At 71.7% G+C, this 17,237-nt stretch carries 19 protein-coding genes; 11 read left to right on the forward strand and 8 right to left on the reverse strand.

Annotated features, from left to right (window positions below; all coding sequences use genetic code 11):
* The first annotated feature begins 1 nt into the window (after nt 1).
* The 5 genes from mdcE to ASF58_RS11090 are packed head-to-tail and all read left to right on the forward strand — an operon-like array spanning nt 2 to nt 4,261.
* Nucleotides 2-760: a biotin-independent malonate decarboxylase subunit gamma gene (gene mdcE, locus ASF58_RS11070; RefSeq protein ID WP_055951652.1), complete on the forward strand. Its 759-nt coding sequence runs from the start codon at nt 2-4 to the stop codon at nt 758-760.
* Complete coding sequence (gene mdcG, locus ASF58_RS11075; RefSeq protein ID WP_055951656.1) at nt 753-1,412, forward strand: malonate decarboxylase holo-[acyl-carrier-protein] synthase; 660 nt, start codon at nt 753-755, stop codon at nt 1,410-1,412. The genes mdcE and mdcG overlap by 8 nt, the downstream gene beginning before the upstream one ends.
* A 48-nt stretch (nt 1,413-1,460) precedes the next feature.
* A complete protein-coding gene (gene mdcB / locus ASF58_RS11080) occupies nt 1,461-2,294 on the forward strand; it encodes a triphosphoribosyl-dephospho-CoA synthase MdcB (protein ID WP_055951755.1) in 834 nt (277 codons plus the stop codon).
* A 13-nt stretch (nt 2,295-2,307) separates the two neighbouring features.
* Nucleotides 2,308-3,231, forward strand: a complete 924-nt coding sequence (locus ASF58_RS11085; protein ID WP_055951659.1) for an acyltransferase domain-containing protein — start codon at nt 2,308-2,310, stop codon at nt 3,229-3,231.
* Nucleotides 3,232-3,256: 25 nt separating this feature from the next.
* Complete coding sequence (locus tag ASF58_RS11090; protein WP_055951662.1) at nt 3,257-4,261, forward strand: aldo/keto reductase; 1,005 nt, start codon at nt 3,257-3,259, stop codon at nt 4,259-4,261.
* Between the two features lie 87 nt (nt 4,262-4,348).
* Here the strand turns inward: ASF58_RS11090 and denD are convergent, their stop codons facing one another.
* The 5 genes from denD to ASF58_RS11115 form a co-directional block, all read right to left on the reverse strand.
* Entirely contained in the window at nt 4,349-5,308 is a 960-nt protein-coding gene (gene denD / locus ASF58_RS11095; protein WP_055951665.1) for a D-erythronate dehydrogenase, read from the reverse strand.
* A gap of 25 nt (nt 5,309-5,333) precedes the next feature.
* A complete protein-coding gene (gene otnK, locus ASF58_RS11100) occupies nt 5,334-6,623 on the reverse strand; it encodes a 3-oxo-tetronate kinase (RefSeq protein ID WP_055951668.1) in 1,290 nt (429 codons plus the stop codon).
* Nucleotides 6,620-7,417, reverse strand: a complete 798-nt coding sequence (gene otnI, locus ASF58_RS11105; RefSeq protein ID WP_055951671.1) for a 2-oxo-tetronate isomerase — start codon at nt 7,415-7,417, stop codon at nt 6,620-6,622. The genes otnK and otnI overlap by 4 nt, the downstream gene beginning before the upstream one ends.
* A 15-nt stretch (nt 7,418-7,432) precedes the next feature.
* Nucleotides 7,433-8,350 (reverse strand): L-threonate dehydrogenase, encoded by a 918-nt coding sequence (gene ltnD / locus ASF58_RS11110; RefSeq protein WP_055951674.1) that lies wholly within the window; start codon nt 8,348-8,350, stop codon nt 7,433-7,435.
* Nucleotides 8,351-8,414: 64 nt separating this feature from the next.
* Entirely contained in the window at nt 8,415-9,731 is a 1,317-nt protein-coding gene (locus ASF58_RS11115) for an MFS transporter (protein ID WP_055951677.1), read from the reverse strand.
* A gap of 205 nt (nt 9,732-9,936) precedes the next feature.
* On the opposite strand from ASF58_RS11115, the gene ASF58_RS11120 reads away from it, so the two are divergent.
* Together ASF58_RS11120 and ASF58_RS11125 are read left to right on the forward strand one after the other, a co-directional pair.
* Entirely contained in the window at nt 9,937-10,947 is a 1,011-nt protein-coding gene (locus ASF58_RS11120; RefSeq protein WP_055951757.1) for a LacI family DNA-binding transcriptional regulator, read from the forward strand.
* A 35-nt stretch (nt 10,948-10,982) separates the two neighbouring features.
* Nucleotides 10,983-11,660 carry an aldolase gene (locus tag ASF58_RS11125; RefSeq protein ID WP_055951680.1) on the forward strand — a complete coding sequence of 226 codons (678 nt, stop codon included), beginning with the start codon at nt 10,983-10,985 and terminating at the stop codon, nt 11,658-11,660.
* A gap of 102 nt (nt 11,661-11,762) precedes the next feature.
* Here ASF58_RS11125 and ASF58_RS11130 read toward each other — a convergent pair whose 3' ends face one another.
* Nucleotides 11,763-12,872: a UV damage endonuclease UvsE gene (locus tag ASF58_RS11130; RefSeq protein ID WP_055951683.1), complete on the reverse strand. Its 1,110-nt coding sequence runs from the start codon at nt 12,870-12,872 to the stop codon at nt 11,763-11,765.
* A 105-nt stretch (nt 12,873-12,977) separates the two neighbouring features.
* On the opposite strand from ASF58_RS11130, the gene ASF58_RS11135 reads away from it, so the two are divergent.
* The 4 genes from ASF58_RS11135 (at nt 12,978) to ASF58_RS11145 (ending at nt 15,105) form a co-directional block, all read left to right on the forward strand.
* Complete coding sequence (locus tag ASF58_RS11135; RefSeq protein ID WP_055951686.1) at nt 12,978-13,382, forward strand: hypothetical protein; 405 nt, start codon at nt 12,978-12,980, stop codon at nt 13,380-13,382.
* Between the two features lie 116 nt (nt 13,383-13,498).
* On the forward strand, nt 13,499-13,630 hold the full coding sequence (locus tag ASF58_RS27465) for a hypothetical protein (RefSeq protein ID WP_274533606.1): 132 nt from the start codon (nt 13,499-13,501) through the stop codon (nt 13,628-13,630).
* Nucleotides 13,630-13,842 (forward strand): hypothetical protein, encoded by a 213-nt coding sequence (locus ASF58_RS11140; RefSeq protein ID WP_055951689.1) that lies wholly within the window; start codon nt 13,630-13,632, stop codon nt 13,840-13,842. Before ASF58_RS27465 ends, ASF58_RS11140 begins: the two co-directional genes overlap by 1 nt.
* Before the next feature lie 69 nt (nt 13,843-13,911).
* Nucleotides 13,912-15,105: an MFS transporter gene (locus ASF58_RS11145; RefSeq protein ID WP_055951692.1), complete on the forward strand. Its 1,194-nt coding sequence runs from the start codon at nt 13,912-13,914 to the stop codon at nt 15,103-15,105.
* A 7-nt stretch (nt 15,106-15,112) separates the two neighbouring features.
* On the opposite strand, the gene ASF58_RS11150 is transcribed toward ASF58_RS11145, so the two are convergent.
* Nucleotides 15,113-15,766 (reverse strand): TetR/AcrR family transcriptional regulator, encoded by a 654-nt coding sequence (locus tag ASF58_RS11150; protein ID WP_156375637.1) that lies wholly within the window; start codon nt 15,764-15,766, stop codon nt 15,113-15,115.
* 102 nt (nt 15,767-15,868) lie between these two features.
* The gene (locus ASF58_RS11155; RefSeq protein ID WP_055951698.1) at nt 15,869-17,098 is read right to left on the reverse strand and encodes an acyl-CoA dehydrogenase; all 1,230 of its coding nucleotides are present in this window, start codon (nt 17,096-17,098) and stop codon (nt 15,869-15,871) included.
* Nucleotides 17,099-17,237 lie beyond the last annotated feature (139 nt).

A 17,237-nucleotide genomic window follows, 5' to 3' on the forward strand; every position in this document is an offset into this window, starting at 1 on the left:
GATGCCCCTCGACACCCTTCTCGCCTCGCTCTTCCCGGCGGGGCACGCCGTCACGGTGGCGGACGGCCTGATTTCCGGCGAGGGCCCGCTGACCGACGGCCGCCTCGCGGTGATCGGCATCGACGGCGACACCGCGCTCGGACTCGAGGGCGCCTGCTTCCTGGCAGGGTGCGTTCTCGACGTGGTGCGGGCGGGCGGCGGCAGGCCCATCCTCGTCCTCATCGATTCCGACAGTCAGCGCATGAGCCGGCGCGACGAACTCCTCGGCCTCAACGAGTACCTCGCGCATCTCGCCAAGGCGCTGCTGCTGGCCGACGCGCAGGGCCACCCGACCATCGGCCTGCTCTACGGTCACAGCGCGGCCGGCGCCTTCATCGCCACGGCCCTGGCCACCCGCGTACTCGCGGCCCTGCCCGGCGCCCATCCGAGCGTGATGGACCTCCCCTCCGTGGCCCGCGTCACCAAGCTGCCCCTGGAGACGCTGCAGGACATGGCCCGCTCGACCTCGGTCTTCGCGCCCGGACTGGACAACATGGTCCAGACGGGCGCCGTGCAGGCGACCCTCGACCCCGGCAAGCCCCTCGGTCCCCAGATTGCCGCGCTGATCGCGGACAGCCCGGCGGTCGATACCCGCGATGCGCTGGGTCGTGAACGGGGCGGGCGCCCGCTCGCCCACGACATCGCCGCCCAGGTGGTGCGCGAGGCTCAGGTGGTGCGCGGGGCGCAGGACAGGGTGATGCGCGAGGCGCCGGGTGCGTGATCTGGCGCGCCACGACCTCCTCACGGTGGTGCCCGCCGCCTGGGGCCCGCTGCTGGCGCAGCGGCCGGACCTCGACGGGATTCCCCATCTCGCCGATTGGGCCGCGCGCGGCTGGCCGGTGATCGTGCGTCGCCGCGTGCCCGGCGAGGATGGCGCCCTGGTTCCGGCCGGGCTGCCGCTGCCGCCCTCCCTCGGCAAGCGACGCATCGGCTTCGCGCTCCCGCCCGCGGCGGTGCGCCCGCGCTCCGGCCTGACCCTGGCCGAGGCACGCGCGGCCGCGCCCGCCACCTGGCAACCCACCCTCGACGCGCTCCTGGCGCACGGGGCCGTCCACGGTCGCGTGCCCCGGGTGTTCGGCAGCCTGCTTTGGCAGGCCCTGACGGGTTTGCCCTACCTCTCCGCCTCCTCCGACCTCGACCTGCTCTGGCCCGGGCCCGTCGGCCCGGCCTTCCTCGCCGGCCTCGCCGACCTCGCGGCGCAAGCGCCGATGGGCCTCGACGGCGAGATCGGCCTCGCCGACGGCTTCGCGGTGAACTGGCGCGAGCTGCAGGCGGCCGGCCCCGGCGACACCATCCTCGCCAAGGGCCTGGGCCGGCTGGAGCTCCGGCCCGTTTCGGCCCTTCGCGGCGCCGTCCTGACGCCGGCGGCCTAAGCCATGCCGATGCGCGCCCTCTCGTTGAGGCCGGCGGCTCTGTCGGAGATGCGGTTCTTCGCTTCGAGCGTCGGCCGCCCGGACGGTATTGCCCGCCTCGCCACCCAATGTCTGCGTCTGGAACTCGCCACCTATCCCAAGCCCGGCCTCGTCAGCCACGTGGACAGCGGCAGCCATTCCGACATGGATGCGGGCACCTTCCGGGCGAGCGCCTCCGCCCTGGAGCCCTACTTCGTGGAACTCGCCGCGGCCGGCGCTGCGGGCGCAGCGATGGCGCATCTTCGCCGCATCGGGCTGGCGGCGGAGGCGGCGATGCGAGCCGCCACGGGCGGCGTGAACACTCATCGGGGTGCCATCTTCGGCCTCGGCCTCCTCAGCGCCGCGGCCGGTGCCGTGGGGCCTCGCGCCCCGGCCGGCAGTCTCGGCGCCCATGTTCGCGCACGCTACGCCGACGCCATCCTGGACGGGCCCGAGTTGCTGCACGCGCCGGGCGCGCGGGCGCGGCGGCGGCACGGGGTCGGGGGCGCGCCGGCCGAGGCCGCAGCCGGTTTCCCGACCCTCTACGGCACTGGTCTGCCAGCCCTGCGCCGGGCCCGAACCCGGCGCCCCGAATCGCCCGAGGCGGCGCGGGTGGAGGCCTGCCTCGCCTTGATCGCGACCCTCGAGGACACCAACCTCCTGCATCGCGGCGGCCCGGAGGGGTTCGGCTTCGCACGGGCGGAAGCCGCCCGCTTCCTCGCCGCGGGGGGCATCGCGCGGGATGACTGGTTCTCGCACGCGCAAACCCTGCACCAAGCGTTCGTCGCCCGCCGCCTCAGCCCCGGCGGGGCGGCCGACCTGCTGGCCATGACGCTGTTCGTCGACGCCTGGGAGCGACCATGATCGTCGACCGCTCATGACGCTCGCGGCCCTGCTTTCCGGCCAGGGCGGCCAGCATCCCGGGATGTTCGACCTCACCGCCGACCTTCCGGAGGCGCAGGGCCTCTTTGCGGCCGCCACTTCCCTCCTCGGACAGGACCCGCGCGATTTCGTGCGCTCCGGGGAGGACCTGCATACCAACCGCACCGGGCAGATCCTGTGCTGCGTCGCGGGCCTGGCCGCCTGGACCCTGGTGCGGAGGGCGCAACCCGCGCGCTCCGTGGTGGTGGGCTACAGCATCGGCGATCTTGCGGCCTTCGGCTGTGCCGGCCTGTTCGCGCCCGAGACGGTGCTGCAGCTCGCCGCCGCCCGTGCCGAGGCGATGGATGCGGCGGCCGGTCCGGGCTACGGCCTCGCCGGCTTGCGCGGCCTGCCCGCCGCGCGGGCCTTCGCCATGGCCGAGGCGCATGGGTGCCATCCGGCGATCCGCAACGCCGCCGACAGCGTGGTGGTGGGCGGTGCCGTCGCGGCCCTGGACGCCCTCTGCACCGAGGCGCTTGCGGCGGGCGCGGCCCGGGCCGTTCGCCTGCCCGTTCACATCCCCTCGCACACGCCGCTGCTCGCGCCAGCCGCCGAGGCCTTCCGCGAACGCCTTCAGGCCGCCCCCCTGGCGACCCCGTCGCGTCCGGCCCCGCGCCTCCTCAGCGGCCTCGATGGAGCGGCGGTGTTCCGGCCGGAGGCGGGCCTGCCCAAGCTCGCCGCACAGGTGGCACGGACCCTGGACTGGGCCGCCTGCCTCGAGGGCGTCGGCGAATTCGGTGCGACCCGGGTGCTCGAGCTCGGCCCCGGCCACGCTCTCGCCACCATGGCCCGCACAGCCCTGCCCGCGGCGCAGGTTCATGCGTTGGAGGATTTTCGTCGGTCCGACGGTGTGGTCCAATGGATCAGGGACGGGGCTTGAGCCCTAACGGAGTGAAACGCACACGATGCAGTACCGCAATCTCGGCCGCTCGGGCCTCAAGGTCTCGCCGCTCTGCCTCGGCACCATGATGTTCGGCGGCCCTACCGACGAGGCCACCGCCGGCCGCATCATCGAGAGCGCCCGGGGCGCCGGCATCAACTTCCTCGACACTGCCGACGTCTATAACGAGGGTCGGTCCGAGGAGGTGGTGGGCCGGGCGATCGCCCGGGACCGCGAGGCCTGGGTGCTCGCCACCAAGGTCGCCAACCCGATGGGGCCGGGCGTCAACGACCGGGGCCTGTCCCGCGCGTATGTGCTGCGCGCCGCCGAGGCCAGCCTCCGGCGGCTCGGCACCGACGTGATCGACATCTACTACCTCCACAAGGAGGACCACTCCACGCCGCTGGCCGAGACCATCGGCGCCATCGCGCTGCTCGTGCGCCAGGGCAAGATCCGCTACTTCGGTGTCTCGAACTACCGCGCCTGGCGGGTCGCCGAGATCTGCCGCCTGTGCGACGACCTCGGCATCGACCGGCCCGTGGTCAGCCAGCCCTACTACAACGCCCTGAACCGGATGCCCGAGACCGAGCATCTCCCGGCCTGCGCCCATTACGGCCTCGGCGTCGTGCCGTACTCGCCCCTCGCGCGCGGCGTGCTCACGGCCAAGTACGACCCCGACGCCCCGCCCCCCGAGGGCACCCGCGCGGGCCGCCAGGACACTCGCATGATGCAGACGGAGTGGCGCCCGGAATCCCTGCTGATCGCCCGGACCTTCCAGGCCCATGCGACCGCACGGGGCCTGACGGCGGGGCAGTTCGCGGTGAACTGGGTGCTGGCCAACCGTACCGTCACCTCGGTCATCGCCGGACCGCGCACCGAGGCGCAGTGGGACGAGTATCTGGGTGCGCTGGGCTACGCCTTCACGGACGAGGACGAGGCCCTCGTCGACGCCCACGTCGTCACCGGCCACCCCTCGACGCCGGGCTACAACGACCCGGCCTACCCGATCGAGGGCCGCCCGCGGGGGTGAGGGCTTCCCGCAGGGACCCGTCCTGAGGCGGCGCGTCTCCCTTCCACACGGGAGAGAGGCGCGCCGTCGCCGACGAGCGTCGGTTTCTCAGCCCTGCGTCTCGGCCAGATGCAGTTCCACCAGCGCATCGAAGCTCGCGTCGCCCGTGAAGCCCAGTGCGAGGGCGCGGCGCGTGTCGAAGGCCTCCGGCCAGGTCTCGACGATGGCCTGGATCGCCGGGTTCGGCTCGCGCCGGATCAGCGCCACCGCCGCGTCGCCGCCGACCCGGCGCAGGGCCTCGATCTCGTCGGCCACCGTCGCCGAGAGGCCCGGCATGGTGAGGCTACGGCGCAGGCCCAGGGGGGCAAGGTCGATGCGGGCGGCGTGCAGAAGGTACTCGGTGGCCGAGCGCGGGCTGGCGAACCAGTGGCGCACGGTGTCGGGCACCGGCAGGATCGCCTCCTGGCCGGCCAGCGGCTCGCGGATGATGCCGGAGAAGAACCCGGACGCCGCTTTGTTCGGCTTGCCCGGGCGCACGCAGATCGTGGGCAGGCGCAGGCCGATGCCGTCGAGGAAACCGCGCCGGCTGTAGTCGGCCAGCAGCAGTTCGCCCATGGCCTTCTGGGTGCCGTAGGAGGTGGCCGGCGTCAGGATCATGTCGTCCGGGATGACGCCCGGAAGCGGCGGCCCGAACACCGCCAGCGACGAGGTGAAGACCACGCGCGGGCGATAGCCCTCGGCGACGTGGGCGTTCCGGATCGCGTCGAGAAGCAGGCGCGTCGCGTCGAGGTTGACCCGATAGCCTTTTTCCAGGTCGGCCTCGGCCTCGCCCGAGACGATCGCCGCGAGGTGGAAGATCACGTCCGGCCGGCCGATCAGCGCAGCCTCCGCCGCTCCTGGGGTCGAGAGGTCGGCGGCGGCCGTGACGACGGAGCCGGTGAAGCCTGCGGGCGCCGTCGGCTCCACCACGTCCACCAGGGTGAAGGCCCGGGCATCGCCCTGCGTGGCAAGGGCGTCGGTGAGGCGCCGGCCGATCATGCCGGCGGCGCCGAGGATCAGTGCGTGCATGGGTCGTCTGTCTCCGGATGGGGGGTCAGCGCATCAGGTCGAGGGCGCGGGGGAAGAAGTCGCGCCCGCCGAAATTGCCCGATTTGAGAGCGAGCAGCATGGGATCGCCAGGGCCCGAAGCCCCCTGCCCGAGAGTGCGCAGCACCGGCACCCCGGCGGCGATCTCGGGACCGAGCCGGAAGGCCTTCAGGCCGAGCCGGTCCACGACCGCCCCCGAGGTCTCGCCGCCCGCCACGACGAGGCGGCGCACGCCGCGGGCCACCAGGCCTTCCGCGATTCGGGCCAGCGCGTCCTCCAGGGCGTGGCCGACCCGGTCGCCGCCATGACGGGCCTGGAGCGCCCGCACGGTCTCGGGTTCGGCACTGCTGGCGATGAGGACGGGGCCGCCCCCGATGTGCGTGCCGGCCCAGGCCAGGGCGGCCTCGATCTCGGCCTCGCCCGCGAGCACCCGCTCGGGATCGAGGCGGCGCACCGGCATCAGAGCCTCGGCCGCCGCGATCTGGCCGAGGGTCGCCTGCGAGCAGCTGCCGGCGAGGCAGGCGGAAAGCCCCCCCACCGGCGCGCCGAGATCCGCCGCGCTGTCCGGCGCCGAGGCACGCCCGGCCGCGACCAGGGCGCGGGCAAGGCCGAGGCCGAGGCCTGAGGCGCCCACCGAGACCCGATGGCCGAGCGCCGCCGTGCCCAGGGTCTCGAGGTCGGCCTCCCGCACGGCGTCGGCGATCGCCGCGCCAGCGCCCTCGGCGGCGAGCGCCTCGAGGCGCGCGGCCACCGCCTCGGCGCCCCGCGCCACGGTGGCGAAATCCACCAGACCCACGGGCGATGCGCTCTGGCGGCCCAGCACCCGCACGAGATTGGCGTCCCGCATTGGATTGAGGGGATGATCCTTCAGCGGGCTTTCGTTCAGCGGCACCGCGCCGACGAAGAGGTTGCCCTGGTAGACCGTACGTCCGGTTTCCGGGAAGGCGGGGGTGACCAGGGCGATGGTTTCGCCGGCATCGCCGCGCAGGGCGTCCAGGACGGGGCCGATATTCCCTGCATCAGTGGAATCGAAGGTCGAGCAGATCTTGAACAAGACGTGGGCGGCGCCCTGTCCGCGCAACCAGGCCTCGGCCGCACGGGAGCGCACCACGGCCTCCGCGGCCGGGATGGAGCGGCTCTTCAGGGCCACCACCACGGCGTCGACGCCGGCCAGATCCAGGTCGTCGGTGGGGATGCCGATGGTCTGCACCGTGCGCAGCCCCCCCTTGGTGAGCGTGTTGGCGAGGTCCGAGGCGCCGGTATAATCGTCGGCCACCGATCCGAGGGCGAGGCTCATCGGCCGGCCTCCCGGACCTGCGAGGCGCGATAGGGCTCGAACCAGCGCAGGCCCGCCTCCGTGCCGGCGGCCGGGTTGTACTCGCAGCCGACGAAGCCCGCGTAGCCGAGCCGGTCGAGCTCGGCGAAGAGGAAGGCGTCGTTCATCTCGCCGGTGCCGGGCTCGTGCCGGGCCGGGACGCTGGCGGTCTGTACGTGCCCGACCATCGGCATCAGGGCGCGCAGGCGGGTGGTCACGTCCCCGTGCAGAATCTGGCAGTGGTAGAGGTCGAACTGAAGCTTCAGGTTCGGCAGGGCGAGGTCCGTGATCAGGCGGGCGGCGTCGCCGAAGTCGTTGAGGAAATAGCCCGGCATGTTGCGGGCGTTGATCGGCTCCAGCACAAGGTCGAGCCCTTCGCGCGCCACGCGCTCGGCCGTCCAGGCCACGGCCCGGCGATAGGCCGCTTGCGCCTGCGGATCGGCGGCATCGGCCATGCCGGCCATGAGATGAACCCGGGCGACGCCCGTGGCCTGCGCGTAGGTCAGCCCGGTCTCGACGCCCGCCTGCAGCTCGGCGAACCGATCCGGCAGGGCGGCGAGGCCACGCTCGCCCGCCGCCCAGTCGCCCGGCGGCAGGTTGAACAAGGCCTGGGTCAGCCCGAACCGCGCCAGACGCTCGGCGATGGCCTCGGGCGGATGGTCGTAGGGGAACAGGAACTCCACGGCGGTGAAGCCCGCCTGCGCCGCCGCCGCGAAGCGGTCGAGAAAGGCGTGTTCGGTGAACATCAGGGTGAGATTGGCGGCAAAGCGCGGCATGGGCTCGGTTTCCCTTCAGGCCTTGGACGACGGCAGGGTGACCCCGGCCACCTGCGCGTAGAGGCGAGCCACCGAGGCGTCGTCGTCCCGGCCCATGCCGGAGCCGGATGCCATCAGGAACATCTGCAGCGCGGCGGCTGCGACCGGTACGGGGTACTTTTCCGCCCGCGCCATGTCCTGCACGATGCCGAGATCCTTGACGAAGATGTCGACCGCGCTTTTCGGGCTGTAATCACCGTCGAGGACATGCGGCATGCGGTTCTCGAACATCCAGGAATTGCCGGCCGAGGCCGTGATCACCTCGTAGACCTTGCGGAGGTCCAGGCCCTGCTTCGCGGCAAAGCTCATGGCCTCGCTGGCGGCGGCGATGTGCACGCCCGCCAGCAACTGGTTGATCATCTTGAAGGCGGCGCCCTGCCCGGCCGCGTCGCCGAGCTCGTAGAGCTTGCCGGCCATGGCCTCGAGGGCCGGGCGCGCCGCGTCGAAGGCCGCCTTGGTGCCGGAGGCCAGGAAGGTGAGTTCGCCTTCGGCTGCGCGCACGGCGCCCCCGCTCATCGGTGCGTCGAGGTAGTGTCGGCCGGTCTCCTCCAGACGCGCCGCGAGGCGCCGGGCGACGGCCGGGTCCATGGTGGCGGAAGAGACGAACACCGCGCCCGCCCGCATGGTTTCGGCGGCGCCGCCGGGCCCGAACAGCACGGCCTCGGTCTGGGCGGCGTTGACCACGACGCAGACCACCACGTCGGCGCCCTCGGCCGCCGCCGCGGGGTTCGCCGCCGCCCGCCCGCCGGTCGCGGCAAAGCGCGCGACGGCGTCCGCGTTCACGTCGCAGGCCGAAACCTCGAAGCCGGCCTTCAGGAGCGCGCCGGCCATGCCGGCGCCCATGGAGCCGAGGCCGATGACGGCGGCGCGCAGGGTCTGGGTGTTGCTGCTCATGGGGACCTGTCGGGTATCCTGTCGGGAAAGAAGCCGGCGGGGCTGAGCCGCCGACGTCGGCGGTTCAGCGATTGACCACGTGCTTTGGAGTAACGAACACGCAGACCGCGCCGATCACCAGCATGCCGGCGAGGGCATACATGCCGGCGGCGGTGCTGCCGGTGGAATCCCGCAGGGCGCCGATGACGTAGGGGCTGGCAAAGCCCGCGAGGTTGCCCACCGAGTTGATCAGCGCGATGCCGGCGGCCGCCCCGGCGCCGCTGAGGAAAGCGGTGGGCAGGGACCAGAACAGAGGCGCGCAGGTGAGCACGCCGCCGGCGGCCACGGCGAGCGCCGCGATGGCCACGACGGTGCTGCCCGCACTCGCGGCGACCACGAAGCCCACCGCGCCGCAGAGGGCGGGGACGATGAGGTGCCAGCGCCGCTCGCGCATCCGGTCGGAACTGCGGCCGAGCAGGATCATCACGAAGACCGCGAACAGAAACGGGATCGCGCTGACGAGGCCGATGTTCAGGTTGCCCTGGATGCCCGAGGCCTTGACGATGGTCGGCATCCAGAAGGTCAGGCCGTACTGGCCGGTGACGAAGGCGAAGTAGATCAGGCTCATGAACCAGATCCGGCCGTTGCGGAACACAGTGGCGATGGAATGCGGGCTCTGCTCCTTGCCGGCGCCGTCGGCGGCGATGTCGCGCTCGATGACCTGCTGCTCCGCCGGATTGAGCCATTTGGCCTCGGAGGGACGGTTGTCGAGGTAGAAGAACACCGCGAGGCCCACCAGCACCGCCGGCACCGCCTCGACCACGAACATCCACTGCCAGCCGGACAGGCCGTAGGCGCCGTTGAAGGCGTCCATGATCCAGCCGGAGAGCGGGTTGCCGAAGATGCCGGAAACGGGAATCGCCGACATGAACACCGCGATCACGCGGGCGCGGCGATGGGCCGGGAACCAGGTCGTGGTGTAGAGGATCACGCCCGGGTAGAAGCCGGCCTCGGCCAAGCCGAGCAGGAAGCGCATGATGTAGAACGAGGTGGCCGAGTTCACGAACATGAACCCGGCGGAGATGATGCCCCAGGTGATCATGATGCGGGCGATCCAGACCCGGGCACCGACCCGGTGCAGGATCACGTTCGAGGGGACCTCGAACAGGAAGTAGCCGATGAAGAACAAGCCGGCGCCGAGGCCGTAGACGGTCTCGCTGAAGCCGAGCTCCTGGGACATCTGCAGCTTGGCAAAGCCCACGTTGACGCGGTCGAGATAGGCGACCACGTAGCAGAGCATCAGGAACGGCACGAGCCGCCAGAACACTTTGCGATAGGTCTGTTCGACGAAATCCGCTGCGGGCGCATCGACGCCCCGCGCGGTTGCGGCCTGCACGCTCATGTTTCCTCCTGCCGGCGCGCTTTGCGCGTCGCCGTTCTGGCGTTGCACCATCTTATCGCGGCACTACTCGTCTTGGCAGCGCTTGCATCTTGCGTAACAGATGTTGGCAGCGCTGCCAATCTGATTGTTGTGCTCGACTAAGCTTGCTATGGGCTGTGCAGCCCGGGACCAGAGATGAAGGTCGACGATGAACGTCCAGAGGTCCCTGCAGGAGCCCGAGCGCCGACTCGTGACCCTGTCCGATGTGGCCCGCGAAGCCGGTGTCGGCGAGAGCACGGTCTCGCGCGTCCTGCGCAATCAGGGTTCGTTCTCGAAGGCGACGCAGGATCGGGTCGCGGAGGCGGTGGCCCGCCTGGGCTACGTCCCGAACCGCCTCGCCGGCATGCTGGCAGGCTCCGGCTCCACGGCGGGGGCCAAGCTCGTGGGCATCGTGATCCCGTCGCTCACCAACATCGTGTTTCCGGACCTCCTGCGGGGCGCCACGGCGGTCCTCGACCGCGGCGGCTTCCAGAGCGTGATCGGGGTCTCCGATTACGACCCCGAGCGCGAGGAGGCGTTGATCGGCGCCCTCCTCTCCTGGCGGCCCGCCGGCCTCATCGTCACCGGTCTGGAGCACACGCCCGGCGCGCTCGCCCGCCTGCGGGCGAGCGGCATCCGCATCGTCGAGATGATCGACACCGACGGGGCCGGACTCGACATCGTGGTGGGATTCTCCAACCGGGCGGTGGGCTGCGACAGCGCCCGGCACCTCCTGGAGCGGGGCTACCGACGCATCGGCTATGTTGGCCACGACATCACGCAGGATCTCCGCGCCGCCAAGCGGCTCGCGGGGTTCTGCGAAACCCTTCAGGAGGCGGGCTGTCCCCTGGCGGAGCGCGAGATCGCGTCCGGACCGTCTTCGGCCGCGGCCGGGCGGGAAGCCCTGGCGCGGCTGGTCGCCCGCCGGCCCGACCTCGACGCGGTCTACTTCTCCAACGACGACATGGCGCTGGGCGGCTACTTCCACTGCCTGACGGACGGGATCGCGGTGCCGGGACGCCTCGCCCTGTTCGGCTTCAACGCCCTCGACATCGCCGCCGCCCTGCCGCAGCCACTGACCACCATCCGCACGCCGCGCCTGGAGATCGGCGCCGCCGCCGCCGAGCGCCTCGCCGCCGACGGCCCGGCCGAGACCGTCGACCTCGGCTACGAACTGATCGCGGGCGCCACCGCCTGAGATCGCCCCGCCCTCCGGTGACCTGAAGGTATCCCATGAGCGAATCGAAGCTTCGCGAGCAGATCTGCCGGTTCGGCCGCTCGCTGTTCGAGCGCGGCCTGACGCCGGGCTCGTCGGGCAACATCTCCCTGCGTCTCGACGACGGCGGCTGGCTGGTGACGCCGACCAACGCCTCGCTGGGCTTCCTCGACCCGGCGACGATCACGCGCCTCGACGCCGCCGGCACCCTGGTCTCGGGCCATGCACCGACGAAGGAGATCCCACTGCACGCGGCGCTCTACGACAGCCGAACGGAGGCCCGCGCCATCGTCCACCTGCACTCGACCCACGCGGTGGCGGTGTCGATGCTGCCCGAGATCGACCCGAAGGCGGTGCTGCCGCCGCTGACGCCCTATTACCTGATGCGGGCCGGGGCCACGGCCCTGGTGCCGTACTATCGCCCCGGTGATCCGGCAGTGGCGGATGCGATCCGGGGTCTGGCCGGTCGCTACGCCTCGGTTCTGCTGGCCAATCACGGCCCGGTGGTGGCCGGCACCACCCTGGAAAATGCCGTCTTCGCCACCGAGGAGCTGGAAGAGACGGCCAAGCTCTACCTCCTCCTGCGCAACCTCAACCCGCGCCATCTCAGCCCGGGGCAGGTGCAGGATCTCGTCAGCCATTTCGGCCTGAGCTTGCCGGAGCCTGACGGCCACGATCACGACCACGGGCATTGAACGGCGCGCAGAAAAACTCCTGCGCGGCTGAGACCCTTTTCGCGCCGCCACCGCGATCGGCGCCGTGGGCAGAGTTGCGGTGACCACGCGAGGGCCTTCTTGTCAGGCCGCCACCTCGATCTGCGCCGTTGGCAGGGTTGCGGCGATCTCGGCGGCGATGCCGGCCGAGGCGATGTTCTTGGATTTGGCCTCGATCTCGAAATCCGCCCAGGTCATGTGACGGGCCACCAGGGCGTTCACGGCCCGGTTCCACATCATGTCCGAATGGGCCGCGAGATCGCGCCAGTTGTGACCCGCCTCGGTCAGGGCGGCGAAGTCCGGCAGGGCGTCGGCGGCGTGCCCTTCCAGCAGGCCCTCGCGTGAGACGCTGATATGGGCCACGGGGCGCACGCCCCGCCAGGACTCGCGCACCCGCGCGACACGGGGATCGTCGGGCTCGATATACGCGCCCCGGCTCTCGACCCAGTGGTGGTGCAGGTCGAGCACCACCGGCACGACGTCGGCGAGGCCGAGCACCGTGTCGAGGCCGAAGAAGTTCTCATCGTTCTCCACGGTCAAGAGATCGCGGGCGGTCTGGGAGAGCTTCGGCAGGCTCGCGCGAAACCCTTCGATGCCGGGGTCGCGGGCACCGACATGGATGTTGATGTGAGCCCCGTGCGGGTGCCAACCCTGGCCATAGCCGAGCATCGCCATGAGCTCGGCGTGGTGCTCCAGCTCCTCGATGCCGTTGCGCTGGGCTGCCGGGTTCTGCGAGGCGATGACGCAGAACGGGCCGGGATGGAAGCTCAGGCGCACCGCCCCGGCCCGGGCGATCCCGCCGATCCGGGCGAGGCCGTCCTCGACGAGGCGGCGCATCTCGGGCTCGGCGTAGATGTCCTGCGCCACCGCATGGGTGTAGCCGGGCAGGACGTTGCTGGCGATCCGCAGCAGGCGCTCGATCACGGGGCGGGCGGCGACCCAGGTCACCTGGCGCTCCAGGGCGCCGAGGTTGTGGCGCACGAGGCCTTCGAGCTTGTCCCGACGCGCGGCGGGCGCGAGGCTCTTCAGGTGCGCCATGGTGGCGTGGGTGAGGTTCATCTGCAGGGTCGCCTCGCGGGCGGCCTTCAGGGTCTTGAAGGGCTCGGAGGGCGGTTCGAGGATGAACTTGCAGCAGAAGCCGAGGCGGGGTGCGGAATCGGTCGGGGCTGGATCGGTCGAAGTGGGATGCGTCATGGGGCGATAACGCGGTGGAGCGGCATTGGTGCACGGCCGGAACCAGGGACCGGATGCGGTGCGTTGCCCCCGCGCCGACGGCCCCCGTCAGCGCCGGAGTGTTCCATGGACGCCAAGCTCGCAGAGGCCAAGCTGACAGAGGCCAAGCTCGCGGATCAGGTCCGGCGCGCGGCCGACGTCGCCCGTCGCCTGACCCTGGCCTATCCCCGGGGATCGCGCCGCGACGACTTCCCCTTCGCCGTGGTGGCGGCCTTCGACACGGAGATCCGGGGCCGCGTCGAGCGCGACCGCCGGATTGAGGACGAGCGCGACCGGGTGCTCATCGCCGCCGTCAACTTCGCCGAGACGCCGGCCGACGACGAGCCCGAGGCCGTGGAGCCGGCGCGACGCGCCCTCATCGCGGCCATCGACTATCTCCAGGAGGCAACCCTGCGCTTCGGAATCGTCAACCGCGAGGGGGCGCGCCTCGGCTACGGCGAGGCCGGCCAGCGGGTGACGACCCTGGCCTGACGGGCGCTTCGCCGAATTTGTGAGGCCCGCCCTGCGACCGCGGACCCGGCCCGCGCGTTACCCGCACCCGCCGGCGCGATTTCGGCGGTTCGTCCTATCAGCGTGGTTTCCTCCCGATGCGTCGCCTGTTCCCCGTCTTCATCGCCGCCGTCGCTCTCCTGGCGGGGGTGATCCTGTTCACCTTCGTCAAGCACGGCGACACCGCCCACACCCAGCCTGTGCCGGAAGCCGGCGCGAGCGCACGCTGATGCCGCGCTGGTTGCCCCTGGCGAGTGCCGCCCTCCTGGCCATCCTGGTGGTGATCGGCCTCGGGTTCTGGAAGTACGACCGCCTGCAGGAGGCGCGCATCGAGAATGGCGGACGTCCGGCCATTCCCGCCTGCGCGCCCGACCGCGTTGGCGAGACCGGGCTGGCCGCCAACTGCCCCGGCACCGCCTTCCCGCCTGCCAAGGCCCCCTGAGGGTCGAGCCACCCTGAGGAACCGGACGCGGAGTCCGAGGCCCAGAGCGCACGAACGGAGGCTGGACGGATGCGCGGTCCCCCTGCCTGGTCCGGGCGCGGCTCCTTTGCGGCCTTCGTCTTCCTGCAGGGCTGCCTCTACGCCGCCTACGGGATGGTCTCGCCCTTCCTCCCGAGCTTCCTCGACGCGCGCGGGCTCGACGCCTCCGAGATCGGGATCGTTCTCGCCGCCGGAACGCTGATGCGGCTCGTGGCCGGACCGGTGGCGGGGCGGATCGCGGATCGCCTCGACGCCACCCGGGCTGTCCTGGCCGCCGGAGCCGCCGCTGCCGGGCTCCTCGCCTTCGCCACCCTCCTGGGGCACGGTTTTCCCGCGCTCCTCGTCCTGGGCCTGGCGCAGGCCGTCGCCCTCGCAGCCCTCGCGCCCCTGGCCGACGCCCTCACCCTCGCGGCGATGGAGCGGGAGAAGACCTTCGCGTATGGCTGGGTCCGGGGCGCTGGTTCGGCCGCCTTCATCCTGGCGACCCTGGTATCCGGTCAGGCGGTCGCCTGGGCCGGATTGCCCAGCATCCTGGTGTCGAGCGGCCTGCTGTTCCTGCTCACCGCCCTCGCCGTCCGCCGGGTGCCCGCGACCCCACGGATCGGGCACCCGAGTTCGCCGCTTCCGGAGGCGCCCACCCGCAACACCCTGCGTGACCTGCTCGCGGTTCCACTCTTCCGGCGGGTGCTCCTGGTGGCGGCCCTCGTCATCGGCAGCCACGCCCTGCACGAGGCCTTCGCGGTGATCCGCTGGCGCGCGGAGGGCCTCGGCCCCGGCACCGTCAGCCTGCTCTGGTCCCTGGCCGTGCTCTCGGAGGTCGTGGTGTTCGTCCTGTGCGGCTCCTGGCTGCTGGAGCGCCTGGGCACCGCCGGGGCTGCGATGCTGGCGGCCGGTGCCGGGATCCTACGCTGGGCGATCATGGCGACGACGGTGGCGGTGCCGATGCTGGCGATCGGCCAGGCGCTGCACGGCTTCACCTTCGCGCTGCTGCATCTGGCCAATATGCGCCTCCTGGCCGACCTCGTGCCCGCCCGCGGCGGCGCCACTGCGCAGACCCTCTACGCGACTCTCGGCCTCGGGCTCGCCAACACCGTCCTGACCGGCCTGTCCGGGTGGCTCTACGGGCGGTTCGGGGCGGATGCGTTCTGGAGCATGGCGGCGCTCTGTGCCGGGGCGCTGCCCCTGGCGGCCAGCCTCCGGCGCCCTGCCCCGCCGGCCGCCTGACCGCGGATCAGGGCCGGCACGCCCGCAGGAAGAAATCGAGCGAGCGCTTCAGCGTCGCGCGCTTGACGTGGGTCATACCAGGCCGCTCCAGGCCCAGCTCCGTCCGGTCGACGAATCCCCGGATGGTCAGGCCCAGGAAGGCATCGGCCGCGTGCCGGACATCGTCCACCGCGATCGCACCGGAGCGCACGCCGTCCTCCAGGCAGCGCTCCACCAGGGGCACCACCCGCGCCAGTCCGAAATCGTGCAGGGCCCGGGCGAATTCCGGGAAGCGTCCGGCCTCGGCCACCATCACCCGCCGGAACGCGATGCAGTCCGGCGTGACCACGGTCTCGAGGATCGCCAGGGCGATGCGGTGGAGGCGCTCCTCCACCGATCCGGCTTCCGCCGCCACCTTCTCGATGGAGGGCACGTTCTCCTCGATGAAGCGCACGCACACGGCTTCGAAGAGATCGACCTTCGAGGCGAAGCGCGCGTAGATCGTCTTCTTCGAGAGGCCGGCCGAGCCCGCGATGGCGTCGATGCTCGCCGCCTCGAAGCCCTCGGTGAGGAATACGACCCGGGCGGCGTCGAGGACGCGCAGCAGCACGTCGCCCTCGGTCCCGCGCGGCGGGCGACCGAGGCGCCGGGATGGCGACGGCATCACGTCCCTCTGAGCCACGGCGCGGTATCCTCTCCCCGGGAAACGATGCCAGTCCTTTCCGAGGAAGACCAGGGACGCGGCATGATGCGGATGTGGACCCGCCGCGTCCCGACGGCTCCGTCAGAAGAAGGCCTGCAGGCCCGTCTGCGCCCGGCCGAGGATCAGCGCGTGCACGTCGTGCGTGCCTTCGTAGGTGTTCACCGTCTCGAGGTTCTGGGCATGACGCATCACGTGGTACTCGCCCATGATGCCGTTGCCGCCGTGCATGTCGCGGGCGACCCGGGCGATGTCGAGCGCCTTGCCGCAATTGTTGCGCTTGATCAGCGAGATCATCTCGGGCGCCATCCGGCCTTCGTCGAACAGGCGCCCGACACGCAGGGCGGCCTGGAACCCGAGGGCGATCTCGGTCTGCATGTCGGCGAGTTTTTTCTGCACGAGCTGGGTCTGGGCCAGCGGCCGGCCGAACTGCTTGCGCTCCAGGGTGTAGGACCGGGCCCGGTGCCAGCAATCCTCCGCCGCCCCCATGGCGCCCCAGGCGATGCCGTAGCGGGCTCGGTTCAGGCAGCCGAACGGTCCCTTCAGGCCCGAGACGTTGGGCAGGAGCGCGTCCTCGCCAACCTCGACATCCTCCATCACGATCTCGCCCGTGGTGGAGGCGCGCAGGGAGAGCTTGCCCTTCAGGGTCGGCGCGGAGAGGCCCTTCATGCCCTTCTCCAGGATGAAGCCCCGGATCGCGTCGTCGTGGGCGTCGGACTTCGCCCAGACCACGAAGACGTCGGCGAAGGGCGCGTTCGAGATCCACATCTTGGCTCCCGACAGGCGGTAGCCGCCGTCGACCTTCACCGCCCGCGTCTTCATGCCGGCGGGATCCGAGCCGGCATCGGGCTCGGTCAGGCCGAAGCAGCCGATCCACGCCCCCGCGGCGAGCTTGGGCAGGAATTTCTGGCGCTGCGCCTCCGAGCCGTAGGCGTGGATCGGATACATCACGAGGGAGGATTGCACGCTCATCATCGAGCGGTAGCCGGAATCCACCGCCTCGACGGCGCGGGCCACGAGGCCGTAGGCGACGTAGGAGGCGCCGGCGCCGCCGTAGGCCTCCGGCAGGGTGACGCCGAGGAGCCCGCGTTCGCCCATCTTCCGGAACAGCTCCGGGTTGCTGGTCTCGTGCGCGTAGGCCTCGACGATACCGGGCAGCAGCTCCTCCTGCGCGAAGGCCCGGGCGGCCTCGTGGATCGCGCGCTCGTCCTCGGTGAGCTGGTCGTCGAGGAGGAAGGGGTCGTCCCAGGCGAAGCTCGCCGAGGCGGGGGCGGTGGGCGCAGCGGAGCCGGGCGGGCGCGTCGGGGCGTTCATGGGCGGTTCCTCGGGTTTCTGTGTTTCGGCGACCCTATCAGGCCCCGTCCGAGAGGCCACCTGTCCGGCCCGGAATCGGTTCCGGGGTCGGGACCGAACCTGATAGACAGGCGCGGCTTGAAGCGGCGCCCCGGATGCC

It is taken from the genome of Methylobacterium sp. Leaf125 (assembly GCF_001423085.1).
Lineage (GTDB): Bacteria > Pseudomonadota > Alphaproteobacteria > Rhizobiales > Beijerinckiaceae > Methylobacterium.